Raw genomic sequence first — 19,437 nt, 5'->3', positions numbered from 1 at the left:
TATCGAAGAAGGCTGCTGCTTTGCAGTGATATGCACACCGACAGGACGATGTTGAGAGCAGTCGTCCAGCACTTCCCGGATTACTTCTTTGTCCGTCAGTCCTACGACGTAATCGAAATATTTCTGCGCGTCCTGCGGATAACAGCGCGCATGCGGACCCCCGAGCACGGTGATCGCACCGCGAGACCTGAACAAGTTGCTCAGTGCGTAAGCTGTCTGTCCAGCTTCGCTGAATGCGCCGATGAACACGACGTCGACATCCTGCGGAAGTTCATCTACCAGGTTCTCAAAACCCGTATAGCAAACCAGTGTCACATCGTGCCCGAGTTCCTCACACCACACACCCAGCACCTGGGGCATGATGCTCGCAAAGTTTGCGTACATCACACGCGCCCACAGCGCACGCGTCGGCCCCTTGGTAACCAGGTCGATTATTCCTATATGTAGTTTGCGTTTGATAAAGGCTCCTGTTTTTGCATTCTCTTTGATATCCGTACCGTTGCCGGTGTCGCTTTTCGTCGACAATCAAGATACAATAACCGTTTTTTCAATGAAATCGTTCAAAGGGATTAACTCTTTGGAGGTGTAGGCGTAGTCGCCGATCGGTGCCACAATCCCGATGATACTCCGAGCTTATCTTTCGGTCCAATCGGCCTTATTTCTCGGTTTGACAGGCGTATACTTGCGCTTCACATTTTCACCCTCTTGTAAAAAACCTTCTTCGCTATTTCGGCGGTGAAAATGTATAGCAATACAATAACACCGATAAACAGAAGAAATGGAATTGGCAGCGGGCTGAACCCGAAAATCTCCGCAAATGGAGTGAATGGTACAATCACCGTTACGACAGCAATTACCAGAGTCGCCGTTAACAGATAATTCCCCGGTCGACTCTTGAAGAACGGTTTCCTACTTCGAATGATAAGGACGATCAATGATGCTGAGACAACTGACTCCACGAACCACCCGGTTCTGAACTGGACCTGAGTGGCATGAAGGTACAGCAGAAGCACGGCAAAAGTTAGATAATCAAAAACCGAACTCACGATCCCGAACGTAATCATAAACTTGCGGATTGCCTTAATGTCCCATCGTCTCGGGTAGTCGATCATTTCTTTATCCACACTATCGGTGGCGATAGTCATCTCCGGGAAATCCGTCAAGAGATTCGTGAGGAGAATCTGCTTCGGGAGTAACGGAAGAAATGGCAGGATGAGAGATACGCCGGCCATACTGAACATGTTTCCAAAGTTGGCGCTGGTTGCCATGAACACATACTTGAGTGTGTTGGCAAAAGTCGCCCTCCCTTCGCGCACACCCTGCACCAGAACGCCCAGGTCCTTTTCGAGTAAGACGATGTCCGCCGCATCCTTGGCAACATCTACAGCGCTCTCGACGGAAATCCCGACATCGGCAACATGAAGCGCCGAGGCGTCATTCATGCCGTCGCCCATGTACCCGACGACATTTCCGGCTTTTCTCAGAGCGAGGATGATACGCTCTTTCTGATTCGGTTCTATCTCAGCGAAAAGATCAACGCCCGCCACGCGGTTGATAAGTGCGGCATCGCTCAATTTACTAATGTCCGGCCCCGTGAGGATCGCCCTGTCAGACAACCCCATCTGTTGACCGACATTAGCAGCGACGAGATGATTGTCGCCCGTGATGATCTTGAGCGCAACTCCAAGATTCTTCAGGCTGGTAATCGTCTCGACGATACCGGGCTTGGGCAGATCGGAAAGGACAAGGAATCCCGAGAACGTCATGCCCGTCTCGTCATCTTTGCTGATGCGTGACTCTGACCCCATGTTTTTGTAAGCAATGCCCAGCGTTCGAAACCCCTTACTACTGAATTCCTCAAAGTGTTTCTGAATACGCTCTCTCGCAGCAGCGATATCGGCCGTGGCGCCCTCTCCGCCGTCGACCGATGAGCAGACAGCGAGCACATTCAAGAGCGCGCCCTTTGTCACCATCTCATGCGTACCATCATGTGAAACTAACACACTCAATCGTTTGCGAAGAAAATCATATGGGATTTCGTCCTCTTTCCGGTAGCCGGACAAATCAAACTGCCGATAAGTGCGGATGGCCTCGTCGATCGGATTTGTGAAGCCAGTCTCGTAGATGGCATTTAGATACGCCTGATGAAGAACTCTCTCGCTGGTATTGCCTTCCGAATCAAGGGCTGATTGAACGTGCACGACTCCTTCGGTAAGCGTTCCGGTTTTATCGGAACAGAGAACGCTCATGCTGCCGAAGTTTTCAATTGAAGCGAGCCTCTTAACAATGACCTTCTTTTCAGCCATCCGTTTGGCGCCATGGGATAGATTGATGCTGATAATCGCCGGAAGCAGCTGTGGCGTCAGTCCGACTGCGAGCGCGAGCGAGAAGAGAAACGAGTCCAGGACCGGACGCGCCAGATAGACATTGAAGGCAAAGATAGCAACCACGAGCACCAGAGTGACTTCCATCAGGAAATAGCCGAATCTCCGGATGCCATGTTCAAAATCCGTTTCCTGGGGTCGGAGTTTTAAACGCTCGGACACTTTTCCGAACTCGGTGTTCTTCCCGGTGTGGACAACCAGCGCCCTTGCGCTGCCGCTCACTACGTGCGTGCCCATCCATAGCGCGTTTGTCCGCTGACCCAAAGGTGTCTCCGCCGGTAACTGTCCCGCTATTTTTTCAGCGGGAAAAGTCTCGCCCGTCAGCATAGCTTCGTCGACGAACAAATCTTGGGATTCTTGAACCAGCCCGTCACCGGGAACGACATCCCCGGCGTTCAGGATGACGATGTCACCAGGCACAATTTCTTCGACTGGGATTTCCTGTGATCTTCCATCACGCATTACCGCCGATTTGATCTCAACGATGGAAAGGAGTTTTTCTACGGCGTTCGATGCGCTCCGCTCCTGCCAGAACCCCAGCAAGCCGCTGACTAGGACGATTGAAAGAATGATAAAAGCGTCGACCGGATCACTTAGAAAAAACGACAACCCCGTGGCGAAGAAAAGGATGAGGATGATCGGACTCTTGAACTGGTTGAGCAGGAGCGTCAAAACATCCGTTCGCTTTGGAGGCTTAAGGATATTAGAGCCATAAGTGGTGAGGCGCCTTCTGGCGTCATCGGCAGTCAACCCATCCTTTACTGCTTCCAGCTCTTTGAGCATATCGGTTAAGGAAATACTCCAGAAAGCCGGATGGAATTGAATCATTGCAATATTCCTCTTTGAAAAATTCAGATTAACTAAGTTACCTAAGCCATACCTGGTGGCGCGGCAAGCGCCGTGGCCGATCTGCGGCACCTGCCACATATTATAACCGAAACGGCATTCATTTTCCTCCGTAACCGGGAGAACAATTGAAACATCCTTGGGAGTACGCAATCCATTCTCGGATCTGGATTCAATGTACACCGATCGATTCTAGTTCTGCAGTACCATGAACTCAATTCCATTCTCTATCTTCTTATCCTTTTCTGTTCGATAAGCTCTGAAGGGCAGCACTAAGTAGCAAATAAGGGAACGCACACTTGCTTTGGCAGTCACTTTCGCCTCCCAGAGAGGATTAGCTACTCTATCATCCCTTCAGTCGATTGGTTATCGAGGTCACGATTGGTACACTATTCAAGATTCAGAAAGACCTATTCCGTTCTTGAATGGGAGGTGCCGAACTAAGACGTTTCGATTCATACAATTCATGGGATACGGATTGTGGGTCTCATTGCAGACAAGCCCCTTAAAACCGGGATCATATACAGCGTGTCAAGCGTATTTCGAATCGTCAGAAATTCCTCTGCCGGCATGGAGAGATATCTTTTGGACTAGCATGTAAAGATCTGGACCCGAGGCAAGGTTGCACGGGAGATTTCTTGTGACACGTCTACTTCAAGAGATCACAACGACGAATCTGTCTGCTATTAAAGAGACATTTGATGCAGCAAACTTTTCATACAAGCAGTTTGCCCTCGAGCAGGTATCGAAAGAAAAGCGCCAGGACGATGTTCGGAAGGACGCGCGTAAAAACGTCAAGGATTTGGCGAATTCCTTTAAGTGTGAATAGACTGAGTTGAGTCAATGCGTCTCAACGTTTGAGTCCCTGACTCCAAAATTATAGAGCGCTAAATCAGCACTCTCAAAGGCCAGGTTCGAAAATACATCCAAGTCTTTGGATGAGCAAAAAAATTAAGAAGAGATTTAGAAAATAGGAGGGTCGTTAAATGAGGATTAAACCATTGGCAGACAGAGTTGTCGTAAAACCATTGCCGGCTGACGAGAAAACCAAAGGTGGACTTTTTGTTCCCGATACTGCGAAGGAACGTCCGCAGGAAGGTGAGATAGTCGCAATCGGACCTGGAAGGGTTACCGACGAAGGCAAGAAGATTCAGATTGAAGTCAAAGTTGGAGACAAAATTTTGTACGGGAAGTACTCCGGAACCGAAGTCAATTACGAAGGCACGGAGTATCTCATCATGCGCGAAAGCGACATTTTTGCAATTATATGAAATAGAAGGAGTATAAAATAATGGCAGCAAAGATAATTCAATTTGGTCCCGATGCCCGTTCAGCACTGAAACGAGGTGTTGACAAGCTGGCAGATGCCGTGAAAGTGACTCTCGGACCACGCGGACGCAACGTCATCATCGACAAGAAGTACGGTGCCCCAACCGTAACCAAGGACGGCGTGACGGTAGCGAAAGAAATCGAACTTGAAGATGCGATCGAGAACATGGGCGCACAGATGGTTCGCGAAGTCGCATCCAAGACTTCCGACGTCGCAGGCGACGGGACCACCACGGCAACAGTCCTCGCTCAAGCGATTTATCGTGAAGGATTGAAAAACGTAACTGCAGGTGCAAACCCGATGGACCTGAAGCGCGGTATCGATCTCGCTGTCCAACAAATAGTCGCGGGCTTGAAACAAATGAGTCGCAAGGTGACGGACAAGAAAGAGATCGCTCAAGTCGGAACAATTTCCGCGAACAATGACAGCGAGATCGGCGAGCTTATCGCGAAAGCGATGGACAAAGTGGGAAAGGACGGCGTAATCACTGTTGAAGAGGCGAAGGGTACGGACACGACACTGGAAGTGGTCGAGGGAATGCAGTTCGACCGCGGCTATCTATCGCCCTACTTCGTGACGGACACAGAATCCATGGAAGCGAATATGGAGGATCCGTACATACTTATCCACGACAAGAAGATCTCCGCAATGAAGGACCTTCTGCCGGTACTCGAGAAGATTGCCCAAACCGGACGCTCGACCGTCATTATTGCGGAGGACCTCGAGGGTGAGGCACTTGCGACGCTGGTCGTGAACAAGATTCGCGGCACTTTGAAGTGTGTGGGCGTGAAGGCTCCCGGATTCGGCGATAGGCGGAAGGCGATGCTTGAGGACATCGCCGTCCTGACCGGTGGACAGGTTATCTCTGAAGAGAAGGGATTCAAGCTCGAAAATACAACACTTGCGCTCCTCGGTACGGCGAAAAAGGTAACCGTTGACAAGGACAACACAACGATCGTCGAAGGTGCGGGATTGAAAGATGATATCAAGCGCCGCATCAACGAAGTCAAAGCGCAGATCGATAAGACGACATCGGACTATGACAAAGAGAAACTGCAGGAGAGACTGGCAAAGTTATCCGGCGGCGTCGCCGTACTTAAGATGGGCGCTACCACCGAGGTCGAGATGAAAGAGAAAAAGGGCCGCGTAGAGGATGCACTTCATGCAACGCGTGCAGCAGTTGAAGAAGGTATTGTTCCCGGCGGCGGCGTTGCCTTCCTTAGAACGGTTTCCACGCTGGATTCGGTTAAAACTGAAAACGAAGACCAGAAGATTGGCGTTGAGATAATAAAGAAAGCTCTCGAAGAGCCTTTGAGATGGATCGTCAACAATGCTGGATTGGAAGGCTCCGTTGTCCTCCAGAAGGTAAGAGAGGGTAAAGACGATTTCGGATTCAACGCGCAGACTGAGAAGTACGAGAACCTTATCAAGGCCGGCGTGATCGACCCGACAAAGGTGACACGTACCGCACTTCAGAACGCTGCAAGCGTTGCAAGCTTACTCCTCACCACTGAAGCAGTGGTATGTGAGAAGCCCGAGAAAGAGAGATCAGCTGCGCCATCTCCTCAAATGGGCGACATGTACTGATCAAACCAAATTGGTCTAAACACAAAAAGTCCCGCGTGAGCGGGACTTTGCTATTTCTAACAGAAGAAGAATGAGGAAATTGCTATTGGAATCCGTTTGCTGAGCGACACTTGAATTAACCTATGAGTTCAGATGTTTCCCAAGACAAGTTGCTCCCCGATCGGAACGATGACTCGAACTTATTAATGGTCGAAATCCCACTTGCTATTCTACCAGTGGCCCGAGGAGAGGTATACTTGAGCGTACACCAGGTCAAACTGGATTTAGAACCTGCTAGAATCTCACCTCCTTGATTTTCGGATCCTGGCTTCTGAAACGACTGTCAAAAAAAGAAAGTGCCCCATGGTCAAAGACGGGACCTCCGGTGACCTGCCCCCGATTGATGTGCTAATACAATATCATTGAACCTGTGAGGCTTTGGAAAACTGACGTGGACAAGGACCTTATGGCACTGTAGACCGGAACTAAACGACGTTTTCTTTTGTCTATTTGATTATAATACTTCGGTAGCTATACTCGACAGAAAAAGCTAAGGGAGAACATGTATCTGAAGCACCATAAAGCCGTCGCGAAGACAATCCTAGTGCTTTATGTCCTCATTACAGCAACCTTCTCCCTCGATCACAAAGACTTTGTTCCTCTCGAAGGCCAGCTTGATTTTAATTCCCAACCCGGTTCGCACCATGTGGTTGATGCGAACGACTTCGAACTTACCTGCCCCGCGCATAACTTTGCACAATCGACGACCGGTACACCTGCTATAAGCCATGAATTCATATCCCGGACAGAAGTTTCTTTCTTTCCGACAGGTAGGATCAGCCGGCATTTCTCGGAACCTACCCGAAGCTATTCCACCCGCGCACCTCCACAAGCATAACTCCTTAATCTACCTTTAAAATTGGCGCGCCACTATCTATGTGGCGTGTGCTAACTGTTTTCATATAACACTAAGGAGTATGCAATGCTTAAACGCATTTTTCTATTCTTGATATATTGTTCCGCATTTAGTGCGGCCCCCGTCGTATTGGCACAGGTCGCAGCCCGCTCTTCGGCGAATATCGCGAGCGGCGGAACAGTTCCACAAGAGGGTGAGTCCTACACTGTTGTCGTTTCCGATTCGATCCTTAACGTTCCTATACAACTTGCTTTGGTTGCGCTCCGTCGTGACGGTACAATCATACAGGAAAAAGTCACGAGCCAATCTGGCGTCGCGGTATTCGTTGACATCGATGACGGGACTTATAATCTTTCAGTTCACTCTGTCGGATATAATGACGTGTCAAAATCTGTCGTCATCGACAAGAACCATCTTGTCGATTCTGTTGCCCTCACTACCCTGACTTTCAACGAGCAGGTAGTCGTAGGTCAGCATATTACGCCGGTCACCACGTTCGGTCTCACCACTGGGAATCAGGTATTTGAGTCTGAGACCTATCACGCCCCTCCGACGGCACACATGACCGAACTTATACAGGAGAATCTGATGGGAGTCGCGCGCGCTCCGACAGGCGAAGTGCATATTCGTGGCATGCACGGTGAGTTCACGTACTATATCGATGGAATACCCGTGCCGCTGGGCGTCTTCGGTGGACTTAACGACGTGGTCGATCCGAAAGTAATCGACCGTGCGACGTTTATTGATGGTGGCTGGACAGCCGAGTATGGCGGACAAACTGCAGCTATAATCGATCTTCAAAATCGAGTGCCGCCTGGCGGCTTTCATCTCGACGCATCGACTTACGCAGGGAGTTACTTTGCTCCCAATTCCAACGACACTCTTGGAAAGAAAGTCGGATCTTTCAAGGCGTTGAGTTCCAACGGACAAAATCTCTCGCTCAGCGACCACATTGGCAATCTGGGCTTGTTCCTGTCCGGGACGCGCCAGGAAAGCGACCGCCGCATCGATCCGCCTGTCGCGGATATCTTTCACGACCACGGTTTCGATTACTTCCTTTATGGCAAGCTCGATTATGCACTCAGCGATGTCGACTATCTCACCTCCAACCTTAATTACAGCAACACCTACACGCAGGTTCCATACGATTCCGTTGAAGGCATAATGAACGACCTGCAAAACACGAGCAACGGTTTCCAGACTCTCTCGTATTACCACGTCATTTCCTCCGAGACGGACAGGGAGAGCAATCTCTTTGTGGGAGGATACGCACGAGAAGGCGGACTTAGTTACACTCCCGGACCCGGCGACCCTGCCACATTTCAATTCGCTGGAGATACGACAAATAACTACATCCTCGCTGAAGATCGCTCGTTTACAACCGTGGGCACAAGAGTGAAATTTGATTCTCGCCTCTCCCATCATTTCATGTATGCAATCGGTTTGAACTTTAGCGCAACACACGGCAAGGAGGACTTCACATCCAAAGATAGTGCTGGGCATGTCGGACCGGCGGTCATGACAAATTTCAACGGCTCCGACTTCGGCATATTCGCCGAAAGTGAAATCCATCCATTAGAATGGACGAGGATTGAGCTCGGAGTAAGGTACGATCAGCATATAGCGCCAGATGCACCTCTCCAGAATCAAGTAAGCCCCCGCATCAAATGGAATATTCTCTTCGACGAATCGAATACCGCCTATCTTTATTACGGGCGTCTTTTTATCCCAACAAATGTAGAGGGCTTGCGGACAATCGCATCGAACGTAATCAACACCGGTCAGCCAACGCTTCCTGAACGGGATGACTTCTACGAGGTCGGGTATATTCACGATTTCGGATTCGGTTTAAGAAGCAAGCTGGACGGATTCTATAAGTACTCAACTCCGGGCATCGACGACGAGACCGTGGGGTCGAGCGCAATCAAGACTCCGGTCAACATAGCTGTCACTCATACTCCCGGCATTGAACTTGGATTTTCATACAACGATCCTTCGACTCCGTTCTCAGGGTACATCAATACCTCCATCATCCATGCGTATGGCTCCGGTGCAGTGACCGGCGGGTTCCTTCCCATAAGTGATGACGGAACAGCGACGGACCTGGATCACGACCAACGACTATCCGTCGTGGCTTCCATTAATTACCAGCCGATAAACTGGTACGTAAACCTCACAGGCATCTACGGTTCCGGACTTACAAATGGAAACCCTAATGGCATCGAATACAAGACGGGCCTCTTCGATTTTAACCCCGCTACTCACACCGCGCCTTCCTGGATATTCGACGTTTCTGGTGGATATACTCTATCACTTGGAGATGGGTCGACTCTTGTTCCGTCCCTTTACATCACGAATATCCTTGACCATATCCATCTGATCAAGGGAGCGTACTTCAGCGCCGCCAGCTACGAAGAGCCGAGAAATATCGTTTTCAAAATTGCATATCATTTATAATCGAACTGGAGACGAGGTGTTACAACCTCGTCTCCTTATTGAATAAAAAGAACTCATCGAATGTTAACCTGTAAACGACTTCGGTCAATCTGGGAACCGATGAATTGACGCGATTGTTTTGTTCTAATTACGCGTGTTGTACCATTCTCATCAATGACCAAAAGATGCGAAGCAGGACTATTTTTGTGATATTATCCTGTTTGTATATGATGGCTCAGAAACCTTGTTATTCACAAGAAATAAATTCCGCAGAAAAAGGCCATACAGTTGATATTAGGATAACTGTTTCTGATGCCGAAGAGAAAGTACCTATCGGGCTTGCGAGAGTGATCTTGCAGACTGATGGGAAAGTCATTGCTCAGGGTGAAACCAACATCGTGGGTCAACTCTGGTTCAGAGAGATCAAACCCGGCTCGTATAAAATAACGGCTTGGTTCGTCGGCTATGAAACTTATTCAGATTCTATTCCTGTCGACGAGAATCACACAGCCTATGCAATGAAGCTGGTACCTCAGAACAACAAGCTTAAAGGCGTTAATGTGTACGGTCAACGGGAACTCGGCGCTTCGACCATCGACATAAGAACAGGAGATCAATCCTTCGAATCGGAGACCTACCATGTTCCGCCAACTGCTCAGATGACGAACTTAATTCAGGAAAACGTAACGGGTGCTGCTCGCGCGCCGACAAGTGAAGTTCATATCCGGGGACAGCATGGAGAGTTCACATATTATATCGACGGCATTCCAGTTCCTCTCGGTGTATTTGGAGGATTGAATGAGGTCGTTGACCCGAAGGTAATCGACCACGCAACTTTTATAACGGGAGGTTTCCCCGCTGAGTATGGCGGTCAGATGTCCGCCATCATAGACCTCCATAACCGCGTCCCTACGGGATCTTTCCATCTCGATGCCTCCACTTATGCAGGGAGCTATCTTGTTCTCAACGGAGCAAAGCCTTTCTCTCCGGGAGCCGAGGTTGCATCTGGCCCATCAAGCTCCGCTCCGGGTGACACGCTCGGCGGTCAAGTCGGTCCATTTCGGGCGCTGAACTCTAACGGTCAAGATCTTTCAATAAGTGATCACCTCGGCAAACTCGGATTTTACTTCTCCGGGTCACGGCAGGAAACCGACCGACGAATCGACACGCCGGTGCCGAATTTGTTCCATGACCATGGATTCGATTATTTCCTCTATGGTAAGTTCGACTATATAATCAGCGATGTTGATTATATAACAGCAAACCTAAATTTCGGAAGAACATATACACAAGTTCCTTATGATCCCGATGTTCAAATAGCCTCAGACCTTCAGGAAACCACAAACTCCTTCCAGGCCCTTTCTTATTTCCGTGAGATAAACTCGCAGTCTGACCAGCAGGAGAATTTGTTCATCGGAGCGTATGCTCGGCAAGGCGGTTTGATTTATACTCCAGGAGATATCGATCCTCCCAATTTCCAGTTTACATCCAAATATACTGATGACACAGCAAAGTCGTATCGCCTTTTTGAAAACAGAGACTTCAACACTACCGGCGTTCGATCTGCTTACGAGAAAAGGCTATCTCATGGGTTTATGTATAAGGTCGGCATCAATTTCAGCAGCACAACAGGTAGAGAAAACTTTTCATCTCAAGATTCTCTTAATAATCCAGGACCTTCCGTTCACAGTCCTTTCACGGGATCTGATTTTGGTGCTTTCGCGGAATCTGATTGGCGTGTTCTTGATTGGACTTCGTTAGAAATGGGTGTGCGCTATGACCAGCATATTGCACCTGATGTTGCTCTGCAGCGTCAAGTGAATCCACGCTTACGATGGAATTTTCTGATCGACGAGAATAATTCGGCTTACATCTATTATGGTAAACTCTTCATGCCGACAAACATCGAAGGGCTGCGATCAATTGCTGAAAATGTCAGCAACGCCGTGATGCCAACATATCCGGAACGAAGTGATTTCTATGAAATGGTTTACACACATAGTTTTTCAATTGGCCTTAGGTTGAAAGCAGCAGGCTTCTACAAGCATTCGCATCCGTTCACAGACGATGCCACGATCGGCAACACCGCAATCAAAACTCCGTTCAACATTTCTTCCGTGAAAACAACTGGAATAGAGTTGTCTCTTTCCTACAACGATCCCGGCACACCACTATCAGGACATTTGAATTCGTCGATCATCCATGCCATTGGCTACGGACCGCTGACGGGCGGTTTCCTGCCTCCGAGCAGCGACGGAGCAGGGACCGATCTAGACCATGACCAAAGGCTTTCATTTGTCGCCGATATTAATTACCAGCCAGAGGACTGGTTCATTAATCTTGAGGCGACCTACGGCTCGGGACTTTCCAACGGCTTTCCGCAGTCTGTTGCCGTTTACAAAACAGGTCTATTCGATTTCAACCAGGCTGCGCATACTACTCCATATTGGATTCTGAATTTCGGCGCGGGCTATGTTTTCAATCTCCTTGGAGAAACCTTTTTCAAGCCTTCTCTTTATGTGACAAACATATTTAACCACATACATTTGATCAAAGGTGCATACACCACTGGCGCAAGCTGGGAAGAGCCGAGAAACATGGTATTCAAGATCGCATATCATTTGTAAATCGCCGAATCATTTAGTGAACTGATTTGAAGAATAAAGAAATCGTAATTGTGATTGAAGCAATCTCGTTTGTTCAATTTACTGGAATAACATGAGATTTCTTCGTCACGGAGTTTATGCCTAAGGAAGAGACTCCTCGCGATGACACCATTGCACTCATGTTAAGGAGAGGTAACGATGATTGAGGTTAGAAGATATATTAAGGTGTGGGGCGGTTTAGCACTCATGATTCTCGCTCTGCCGCTGAGCTGGTTCGGGGTATGGAAGCTTCTGCTCCCGGTCGATTTCATCGCTCTTGCCGCAACGTTGATAGGCGGGTATCCGATGTTTAAAGAAGCGTTCCTGTCTGCGGCAAAGAAGCGAATGACAATGGAACTATCGATGTCGATAGCGGTAGTCGCGACCTTGCTGGTTGGACAATTCTTTACAGCACTGGTCGTCACTTCTTTCGTTCTATTTGCCGAACTGCTGGAACACATGACCGTTGAAAGAGGCAGGAATGCCATTTCAAAACTTATTGAGCTGTTGCCGCAAAAGGTAACAGTGCGACGCAACATGGAAGAAAAGGAAATCAACACCGCCGCGCTTACACTCCAGGATATCGTCATAGTTAAACCCGGCTCTAGAATTCCGGTCGATGGTGTTGTGGCAAAAGGAACTTCTTCGGTTGACCAGTCTTCCCTCACGGGTGAATCTATGCCTATCGATAAAACTGCCGGAAGTGAAGTGCTCGCAGGTACGATAAATCAGGTCGGTGTCCTTGAGGTAAATCCAAGGCGGATCGGCAAAGACACGACATTCGGAAAGATAATCGATATTGTTGAGAAAGCAGAAAAATCCAAAGCGCCGATCCAGAAAGTCGCCGATAAGCTCGCCGCCCGTTTAGTTTATTTCGCCATTGGCGGCGCTGTAGTTACATTTCTCGTCACCCATAACATCATGTTCGCAATTTCAGCATTGGTAGTCGCAGGGGCTTGCGGTGTCGCCGCAGGAACACCCCTTGCAATTCTTGCGGGAATCGGTCGTTTCGCTAAGGAGGGCATAATCACAAAAGGCGGAATATACCTGGAAGAGCTTGCTAAGGTTGATACCATTGTCGTCGATAAGACAGGAACATTAACGCTCGGCACTCCGCAGGTCACACATATCCATGAATTCGATGACATCAGCAAAAACGAAATTCTCGGACTTGCCGCTTGTGCTGAACAACATTCCGAACATCCTATAGCAAATTCAATTCTTAGAGAAGCGAAGCAGAAAGGCGTAGAGATTCTCAAATATTCCGAAGTCGAGTACCTCCCCGGCGAGGGAGTCGTATGCCATGTTGATGACAAACTGGTGCTTATTGGTACATCTTCACTAATGGAAAAATTCCTGGTAAAGAACATCCGTAATATCGAGAAGCACATCGAGGAGACACATAAGGAAGGTGAGACAAGTGTCTTTGTAGCAGCAAACGGGAGACTTGTTGGTGACTTTGGCGTCGCCGATATATTGCGAAATGAAGCATCGCAGGCAGTAGATCTTTTAAAGAAACTTGATTGTCGAATCATCCTTCTATCCGGCGACTCAGCAGCCACGACGAAGGCCGTTGGAGAATTGCTCCATGTGGATGAGTCCATTGGAGAATTACTTCCGCATCAGAAGCTAGATAAGATCCGCACGCTCAAACAGAAGAGCCGGGGTGTCGCCATGATAGGAGACGGAATCAACGATGCGCCTGCTCTCGTTGAGGCAAATGTCGGCATCGCAATGGGAACTGGAACCGATGTGGCAATTGAGAGTGCTGATATGGCTTTAACGACAAACAATCTGCTGAAAATAGTAGACGCAATTAAGATTAGCAGACAATGTATGCGCGTAATCATGTTTAACTTTTGGGGAACAATCGGAGTTGACACTGCAGGTATTCTCCTCGCCTTCTTCGGATTCCTTACACCGCTCCTTGCAGCGTTGATTCACGTTGGTTCCGAGATGGCGTTCATACTCAACTCCGCCAGGCTTTTCAGGAAGTGAATAAATGCCGGCAATGTCATTTGGACATCTCTGTTATTACCTTTGCTTTGTGAGTGAGGAAGATCCCCGATTGTATTCTCTCGCAAAACTGCTTCGAGCCGGCGATGCATAATGAGTGGAGGGATAGAGAGTCTAAAGCAGCTTTCATGTTTAATGCTGAAAAAAAGGAGCTGGAGGAGACTGTAATGAGAATCAGAGCTATTACGATTCTCCTTATCTTGTGGACATTGCCTTCCTTTGCTCAGGGCATTGGCTTCGGACGAAAGGAAGAGCCCCACTTGGGATCGGATGCGATCTCCAGCTCGACTTTCACACTGGGCCATTCATACGACGTGATCAAGTACACCCTTTTCATGGACTGGTATAATGTTCTATCAGACGAATCACTCAGGTATTACGGGGTCATGCAGGTTTCCTTTCTCCCCAACCTTGTGAGCCCCCTTGATTCCATATCTCTCGACATCGGCTCGCCTTATCTGACCGTCGACTCAGCATTCTCCGAAGGGGAACTGCTTCAATTCAGAGCAACGGGGGGGATGCTGACCGTCCGACTTGAGAGACCATACTTAACCACAGACACTGCAGCGGTAGTGCTATACTATCATGTCGATAGTCCTGGGGCTTCAAGCAGCAATCCACAGACAGGATTCTATCTCTACTACGGCGGGGAACAGCTTGCAAATAATTATGTCGTCCCGCAGACCGTTGCCTACACTATGAGCGAGCCGAGCGATGCACGATATTGGATGCCTTGTTACGACGACCCTTCCGACAAAGCACTGGAAGAAGTAACCGTCAGGGTACCCTCCGGATACACGGCAGTGTCGAACGGTGAGATGCTTTCGAATACCGATAACGGTGATGGGAGCCGGACATTCCACTGGAAGGAGAATTTTCCTGTCGCCACTTATCTGATGTGTGTAACCGCATCGGTGTTTTCGATCGTGCAGACTAGCTACGTGAGAGCACCCGGCGACACAATCCCCGTTCAGTATTATGTTTACCCGGAAGACTCCTCAGCAGCCGTCTCCAATACTGAATGCAACATCGACACGGTCGCGTCAATGATCAGGTTCTATTCGTCGATCTACGGGGAATACCCATACGAGAAATACGGAATGGCCTGCATCGAACCGTTCAAGTATGGCGGAATGGAACACACCACGATCACCACATTAAATCGGAATCACGAGTTCTTCAGACGATACGTCGTTCACGAACTTGCGCATCACTGGTGGGGTGATAACGTAACCCTGGGAACGTGGAAAGACATCTGGCTGAACGAAGGTTTCGCTGTTTATTCGGAAGCCTTGCAATTGAAGCATCTCGATCCGCAATCATTTAAGGATGAAATGGATTATTACGCGAGCCAGTATTTTCTGGAATACGACACCGTGAAGTATGCGATATATGCGCCTCCACCGGGACTGATATTTGGTCTGGCGGAATACTACAAGGCAGCATGGGTACTTCACATGCTGAAGAATTTAGTCGGCGACTCGACATACTTTAACATATTAAGTACCTACCTATCCGATTTTCGATTCGGGACGGCAGTCACCTCCGACTTCGTCAATGTGGCAAGCCGGGTAACGCACTTTGATATGAGTTGGTTCTTCGATGAATGGATTTACCAGCAAGGATATCCCGTCTACAGCTGGACCTACAGGGCTTCCGGAAACTCGTTTACTTTTTATTTGAAGCAGGAGCAAAATGATGCTCCGATTTATAAAATGCCCGTCGACCTGGGGGTTTATTCCAATGGGGAGGAGACGGTCTTCAGTTTTGTCGATTCGCTGAGACTTCAGAGTGTTAGGTTCCCCTTCGCGGCATCGATAGATTCCATCCTCGTGGATCCTGGCGACAAGATAATCAAGCAGATAGGGGTACGGACCGATTCGACTCTTCCGCCGCTTTCAGGGCCAATGTCAATTGTATTCTTTCCCAACCCCTTTAACGGGAACGCGCAAATTCAATACAGCATTGGCGCAGATAGTCATATATCGTTTGATATTTTTGATCTGTTGGGAAGAAAGGTGAAATCATTGAACGAAGGGTACCAACAAGCTGGTACTTACATCATCGGGTTCGACGGCCGGGGGCTTGCCAGCGGACTTTATTTATGCAGGATGGACACCGATCATGGAAATAAGACAACTAAAATCCTGGTGATAAAATAGATTCACCGACCTGCCCCCGATTGACGCACTATTGTGAAGATAGTGGGACGGTCAGGCATCGTTGCGTGCCACCCTGACAAGTTACTTCACTCTTCATGATTACTCGGACAGAAATGGCTGGAATCCTGGGGACGATGTTCGGTAGACTGCCAGAGAAATTGAGTGCCAGTTTTTCTGTTTACTAGATCTTCAGCCGCCGCTCGCGCGGCAGTTGGAAGATCTCTGCCCTTTGCTCACCGGTCTGCCCAATTCCACCAACTTTTTAATCCTCAAATTCCCGATGATCTGCAAGAAAACCGAGAGAGGCGAGAATATATTCTATCTCAATTCGACCGAATTGGCCCGGTACTTCGACCTAGAAATGTCGACATCGATATTCTGTCAAGCGCCCTTTGCGACAAAATCATTTATCATGATCGTCAAAGATCACCCATAGTGAGAACTGATCCGGTGAAAAGAGCTCTGGAGTACAAATCTCTTATCGACAGTGGAGTTGTAAAGAACCAGTCTGTGCTTGCAGTATATCTTGGGACGAGTCGCGCGTGGGTAAGTAAAGCATTAAGTGCTTTGAAGAGAATCAAAGACTGACCATTCCTGAGAAGAACGCCATACTCAAACCGATGACACTTGCGGAAGGCTTGCAAACGCAATCTCAGAGGTACGCTCGCGCTAAACCGAATCGATACTTGATATGAGCGGGAACCTCGGCCGCAGGCTGGACAAAGAACTATTCCCTTTATACAAGATTGTCTTTTCTTTGTTCGGCTGGAGGCTAAAGAAATTGTCAGAAAGATCCCCAACGAATTCGTCGAGAGGAAGATAGACCCCCTGCAAAAATTTGTCCGATCTTAAACTGATGAGATGTCCCTCATTTCCGTCGGACGCATTAATCTCCAGCCTCGGAAGCTGGAATTTGAAATCCAACCAGGGAACAAGAATAGCGTCGTCTTCGTCGATCATGGCTCCATCCCTCAACCCGACAACATCTGCGTGGATAACGGTCTCATCCTTTCGAAAACCCGACGCATCGATTGTGTCAACCAGTGATGCTGAATTGCCTCTTGCGCGGACATTCTTGGACTGTTTCTTGAAAACATTTCCAGAAATATCCATTGCAAATATGCGCACTTCGCATTCGAGTGGAGTCAGGATGTCGTTCACGAAGTATATCTCTACGAGATCATTCCGTTGTTCCATCACAAGCTTCATGGGCTTGTAAAATTTCTTTGCCCAATAATAAAGTGCCTTGGGACGTTTTCGATGATCTATGGCGGACCAGCTGGAAACAGGCCAGCAGTCATTGAGCTGCCAAAAGAGGGTACCGGAAGTTTTCCATTTCCTTTTCCGCCAGTGCTCCACTCCGGTCTTGATGGCCTTAGCCTGCACAAGCTGCATCTGCAGGACTACATCCTCAAAATTGCCTGCGATCCGGACCTCACCTGCAGCGAATCGAAAAAGTCGCTCCGTCCCCTCCACCTGTTTGTTGTGCAGTCTCATCACCCTGCTCTGCATGTCCTGATCCTGGACTTCTGTGAACTCCTTTATAGTGGCGAGAGTGGGCGGCGACTGAAATCCGAACTCCGTCACAAATCTTGCCCGATTATTTTTGTAGGCCGAGGGCGGCTTGAAACCGCTCCAGACTTCCCATTGATGGTGATTCCCTTCGTCCTGGCTGTCCGGATCAATTCCACCAAACGGAGATGACCGCCAGTAAGGAATTTCCGGCGAGATTCTACCGACGATCTCCCGGAGCTTTCGTTTGAATAGAAGTGTCCCCGGCATTTCATCGACCGGTTGTCCGGTTTTGGTTTTCCATGTCCATTCTGATTCGTTGTTGCCGCAGAAGATCGCGACGCACGGATGCCGTGAAATTCTCTGCACATTCTGAATCGCTTCGATTTCGACTTCATTTACAAATTTGCGGTAGTCTGGATAAGAAGCACACGCGAACATGAAATCCTGCCAGACTAGAATTCCATACTCATCGCAAGCCTTGTAGAATTCCTCGTCTTCGTACACTCCTCCTCCCCAAACGCGGAGCATATTCATTCCGGCTTCTCTTGCAGCAGCCACAAGAGTTCGGTAGTCGTCAGCCTTGAGCCTCGGCAAGAAACTGTCAGATGGAATCCAGTCCGCTCCTCTGGCAAAGATCTTCCTTTGATTCAATTCGAATATGAAACTCTCGCCATTTTTGTCTCTATCGCGAATTAGTTTGACGACCTTGAAACCCGTTGTGAAGGAGCAGGTCGACAAAACTTCTCCGTCTACTCCGACGATTTCCATTTTCACTTCGTACAGTTTGGGACTTCCCAGATCGTGCGTCCACCACAAATCGACGTCGGTGAGTCTTAGCTTCTTTTTTAGCACTTCTCCCTTCGGCATAGAGAGAGTGATCGGATACTGATTACCCGAGAATGTTAAGTGTAACCTCTTGCCGGATGCGCTATATCCGGGAGGAAACGTAAGATTGGCCGCTAATAAAGCGTCAACTTTTTTTCCTCTGACGTCGAGCGTCGAAAGACGCGGCTGTTCTATCAAAGCATCCTTCACAAAATCGAGATAGACACTTTTCCATATTCCGCTTGTTGCCAATCGCGGGCCCCAATCCCAGCCGAACGAGTATTGGGCCTTTCTGATATGCACTCTGTAAGTGTCTAACTCCGCAAAGATTTTCCCGTGCTTACGCTCCTGCGCCTCCGCGTATTTTGTTGGAGAGTGAATGATCACCCTAAGGGAATTTTCTCCCGCACGCGCGATCTTTTCTATCCTTACTCGATGAGTCACGAACATATTTGCTGTACGTAAAATACACCTGTTATTAAAGTAAACGTCTGCAACCGTGTCGATACCCTCAAACGTCAGGTAGATCAAAGGAGATGAAACTTCACCTTCATTAAGATGGAATTCTCTTGAATACTCCCAATCGACCTTTTCAATCCACTGGACCTTCGATTCGTTGTCTCGGTAGAACGGATCCGGAATAATCCCTTCCTTCAAAAGATCGGTGTGTACCGTTCCCGGAACAGTCGCCTTAATCTCTGCTTGGGATACGTCAACACCCGCCGGAGCTTTCCCGAACGACCTCAGTCTCCATTCTCCGTTGAGGCTGATTCTCTTATTCAATTAGACTTCGACA

11 protein-coding genes are annotated in these 19,437 nt (G+C 48.6%); 8 read left to right on the top strand and 3 right to left on the bottom strand.

Annotated features, from left to right (window positions below; translation table 11 throughout):
• A partial coding sequence (locus tag VIS48_05195) for a hypothetical protein (GenBank protein HEY9165537.1) occupies positions 1-525 on the bottom strand: 525 nt, incomplete at its 3' end.
• Positions 526-689: 164 nt separating this feature from the next.
• Entirely contained in the window at positions 690-3,212 is a 2,523-nt protein-coding gene (gene mgtA / locus VIS48_05190) for a magnesium-translocating P-type ATPase (protein HEY9165536.1), read from the bottom strand.
• Between the two features lie 1,004 nt (positions 3,213-4,216).
• Here mgtA and groES point away from each other — a divergent pair.
• The 8 genes from groES to VIS48_05150 all read left to right on the top strand — a co-directional run bounded on the left by groES (position 4,217) and on the right by VIS48_05150 (position 16,889).
• Entirely contained in the window at positions 4,217-4,501 is a 285-nt protein-coding gene (groES, locus tag VIS48_05185) for a co-chaperone GroES (protein HEY9165535.1), read from the top strand.
• 20 nt (positions 4,502-4,521) lie between these two features.
• On the top strand, positions 4,522-6,147 hold the full coding sequence (groL, locus tag VIS48_05180) for a chaperonin GroEL (protein ID HEY9165534.1): 1,626 nt from the start codon (positions 4,522-4,524) through the stop codon (positions 6,145-6,147).
• Positions 6,148-6,688: 541 nt separating this feature from the next.
• Positions 6,689-7,024, top strand: coding sequence for a hypothetical protein (locus VIS48_05175; protein ID HEY9165533.1), 336 nt, complete (start codon positions 6,689-6,691; stop codon positions 7,022-7,024).
• A gap of 84 nt (positions 7,025-7,108) precedes the next feature.
• Positions 7,109-9,499 (top strand): hypothetical protein, encoded by a 2,391-nt coding sequence (locus tag VIS48_05170; protein HEY9165532.1) that lies wholly within the window; start codon positions 7,109-7,111, stop codon positions 9,497-9,499.
• Between the two features lie 185 nt (positions 9,500-9,684).
• Positions 9,685-12,105 carry a TonB-dependent receptor gene (locus VIS48_05165; GenBank protein HEY9165531.1) on the top strand — a complete coding sequence of 807 codons (2,421 nt, stop codon included), beginning with the start codon at positions 9,685-9,687 and terminating at the stop codon, positions 12,103-12,105.
• Between the two features lie 177 nt (positions 12,106-12,282).
• On the top strand, positions 12,283-14,121 hold the full coding sequence (locus VIS48_05160) for a cation-translocating P-type ATPase (GenBank protein HEY9165530.1): 1,839 nt from the start codon (positions 12,283-12,285) through the stop codon (positions 14,119-14,121).
• A 185-nt stretch (positions 14,122-14,306) separates the two neighbouring features.
• Positions 14,307-16,301 (top strand): M1 family aminopeptidase, encoded by a 1,995-nt coding sequence (locus tag VIS48_05155; protein HEY9165529.1) that lies wholly within the window; start codon positions 14,307-14,309, stop codon positions 16,299-16,301.
• Between the two features lie 450 nt (positions 16,302-16,751).
• On the top strand, positions 16,752-16,889 hold the full coding sequence (locus VIS48_05150; GenBank protein ID HEY9165528.1) for a hypothetical protein: 138 nt from the start codon (positions 16,752-16,754) through the stop codon (positions 16,887-16,889).
• A gap of 81 nt (positions 16,890-16,970) precedes the next feature.
• Here VIS48_05150 and VIS48_05145 read toward each other — a convergent pair whose 3' ends face one another.
• Entirely contained in the window at positions 16,971-19,424 is a 2,454-nt protein-coding gene (locus tag VIS48_05145; GenBank protein HEY9165527.1) for a sugar-binding domain-containing protein, read from the bottom strand.
• Positions 19,425-19,437 lie beyond the last annotated feature (13 nt).

Source organism: Candidatus Kryptoniota bacterium (assembly GCA_036567965.1).
Lineage (GTDB): Bacteria > Bacteroidota > Ignavibacteria > Kryptoniales > JAKASW01 > JAKASW01.
The sequence above is the reverse complement of the archived record's forward strand: the minus strand, read 5'-3'. Positions and strand labels throughout refer to the sequence as shown.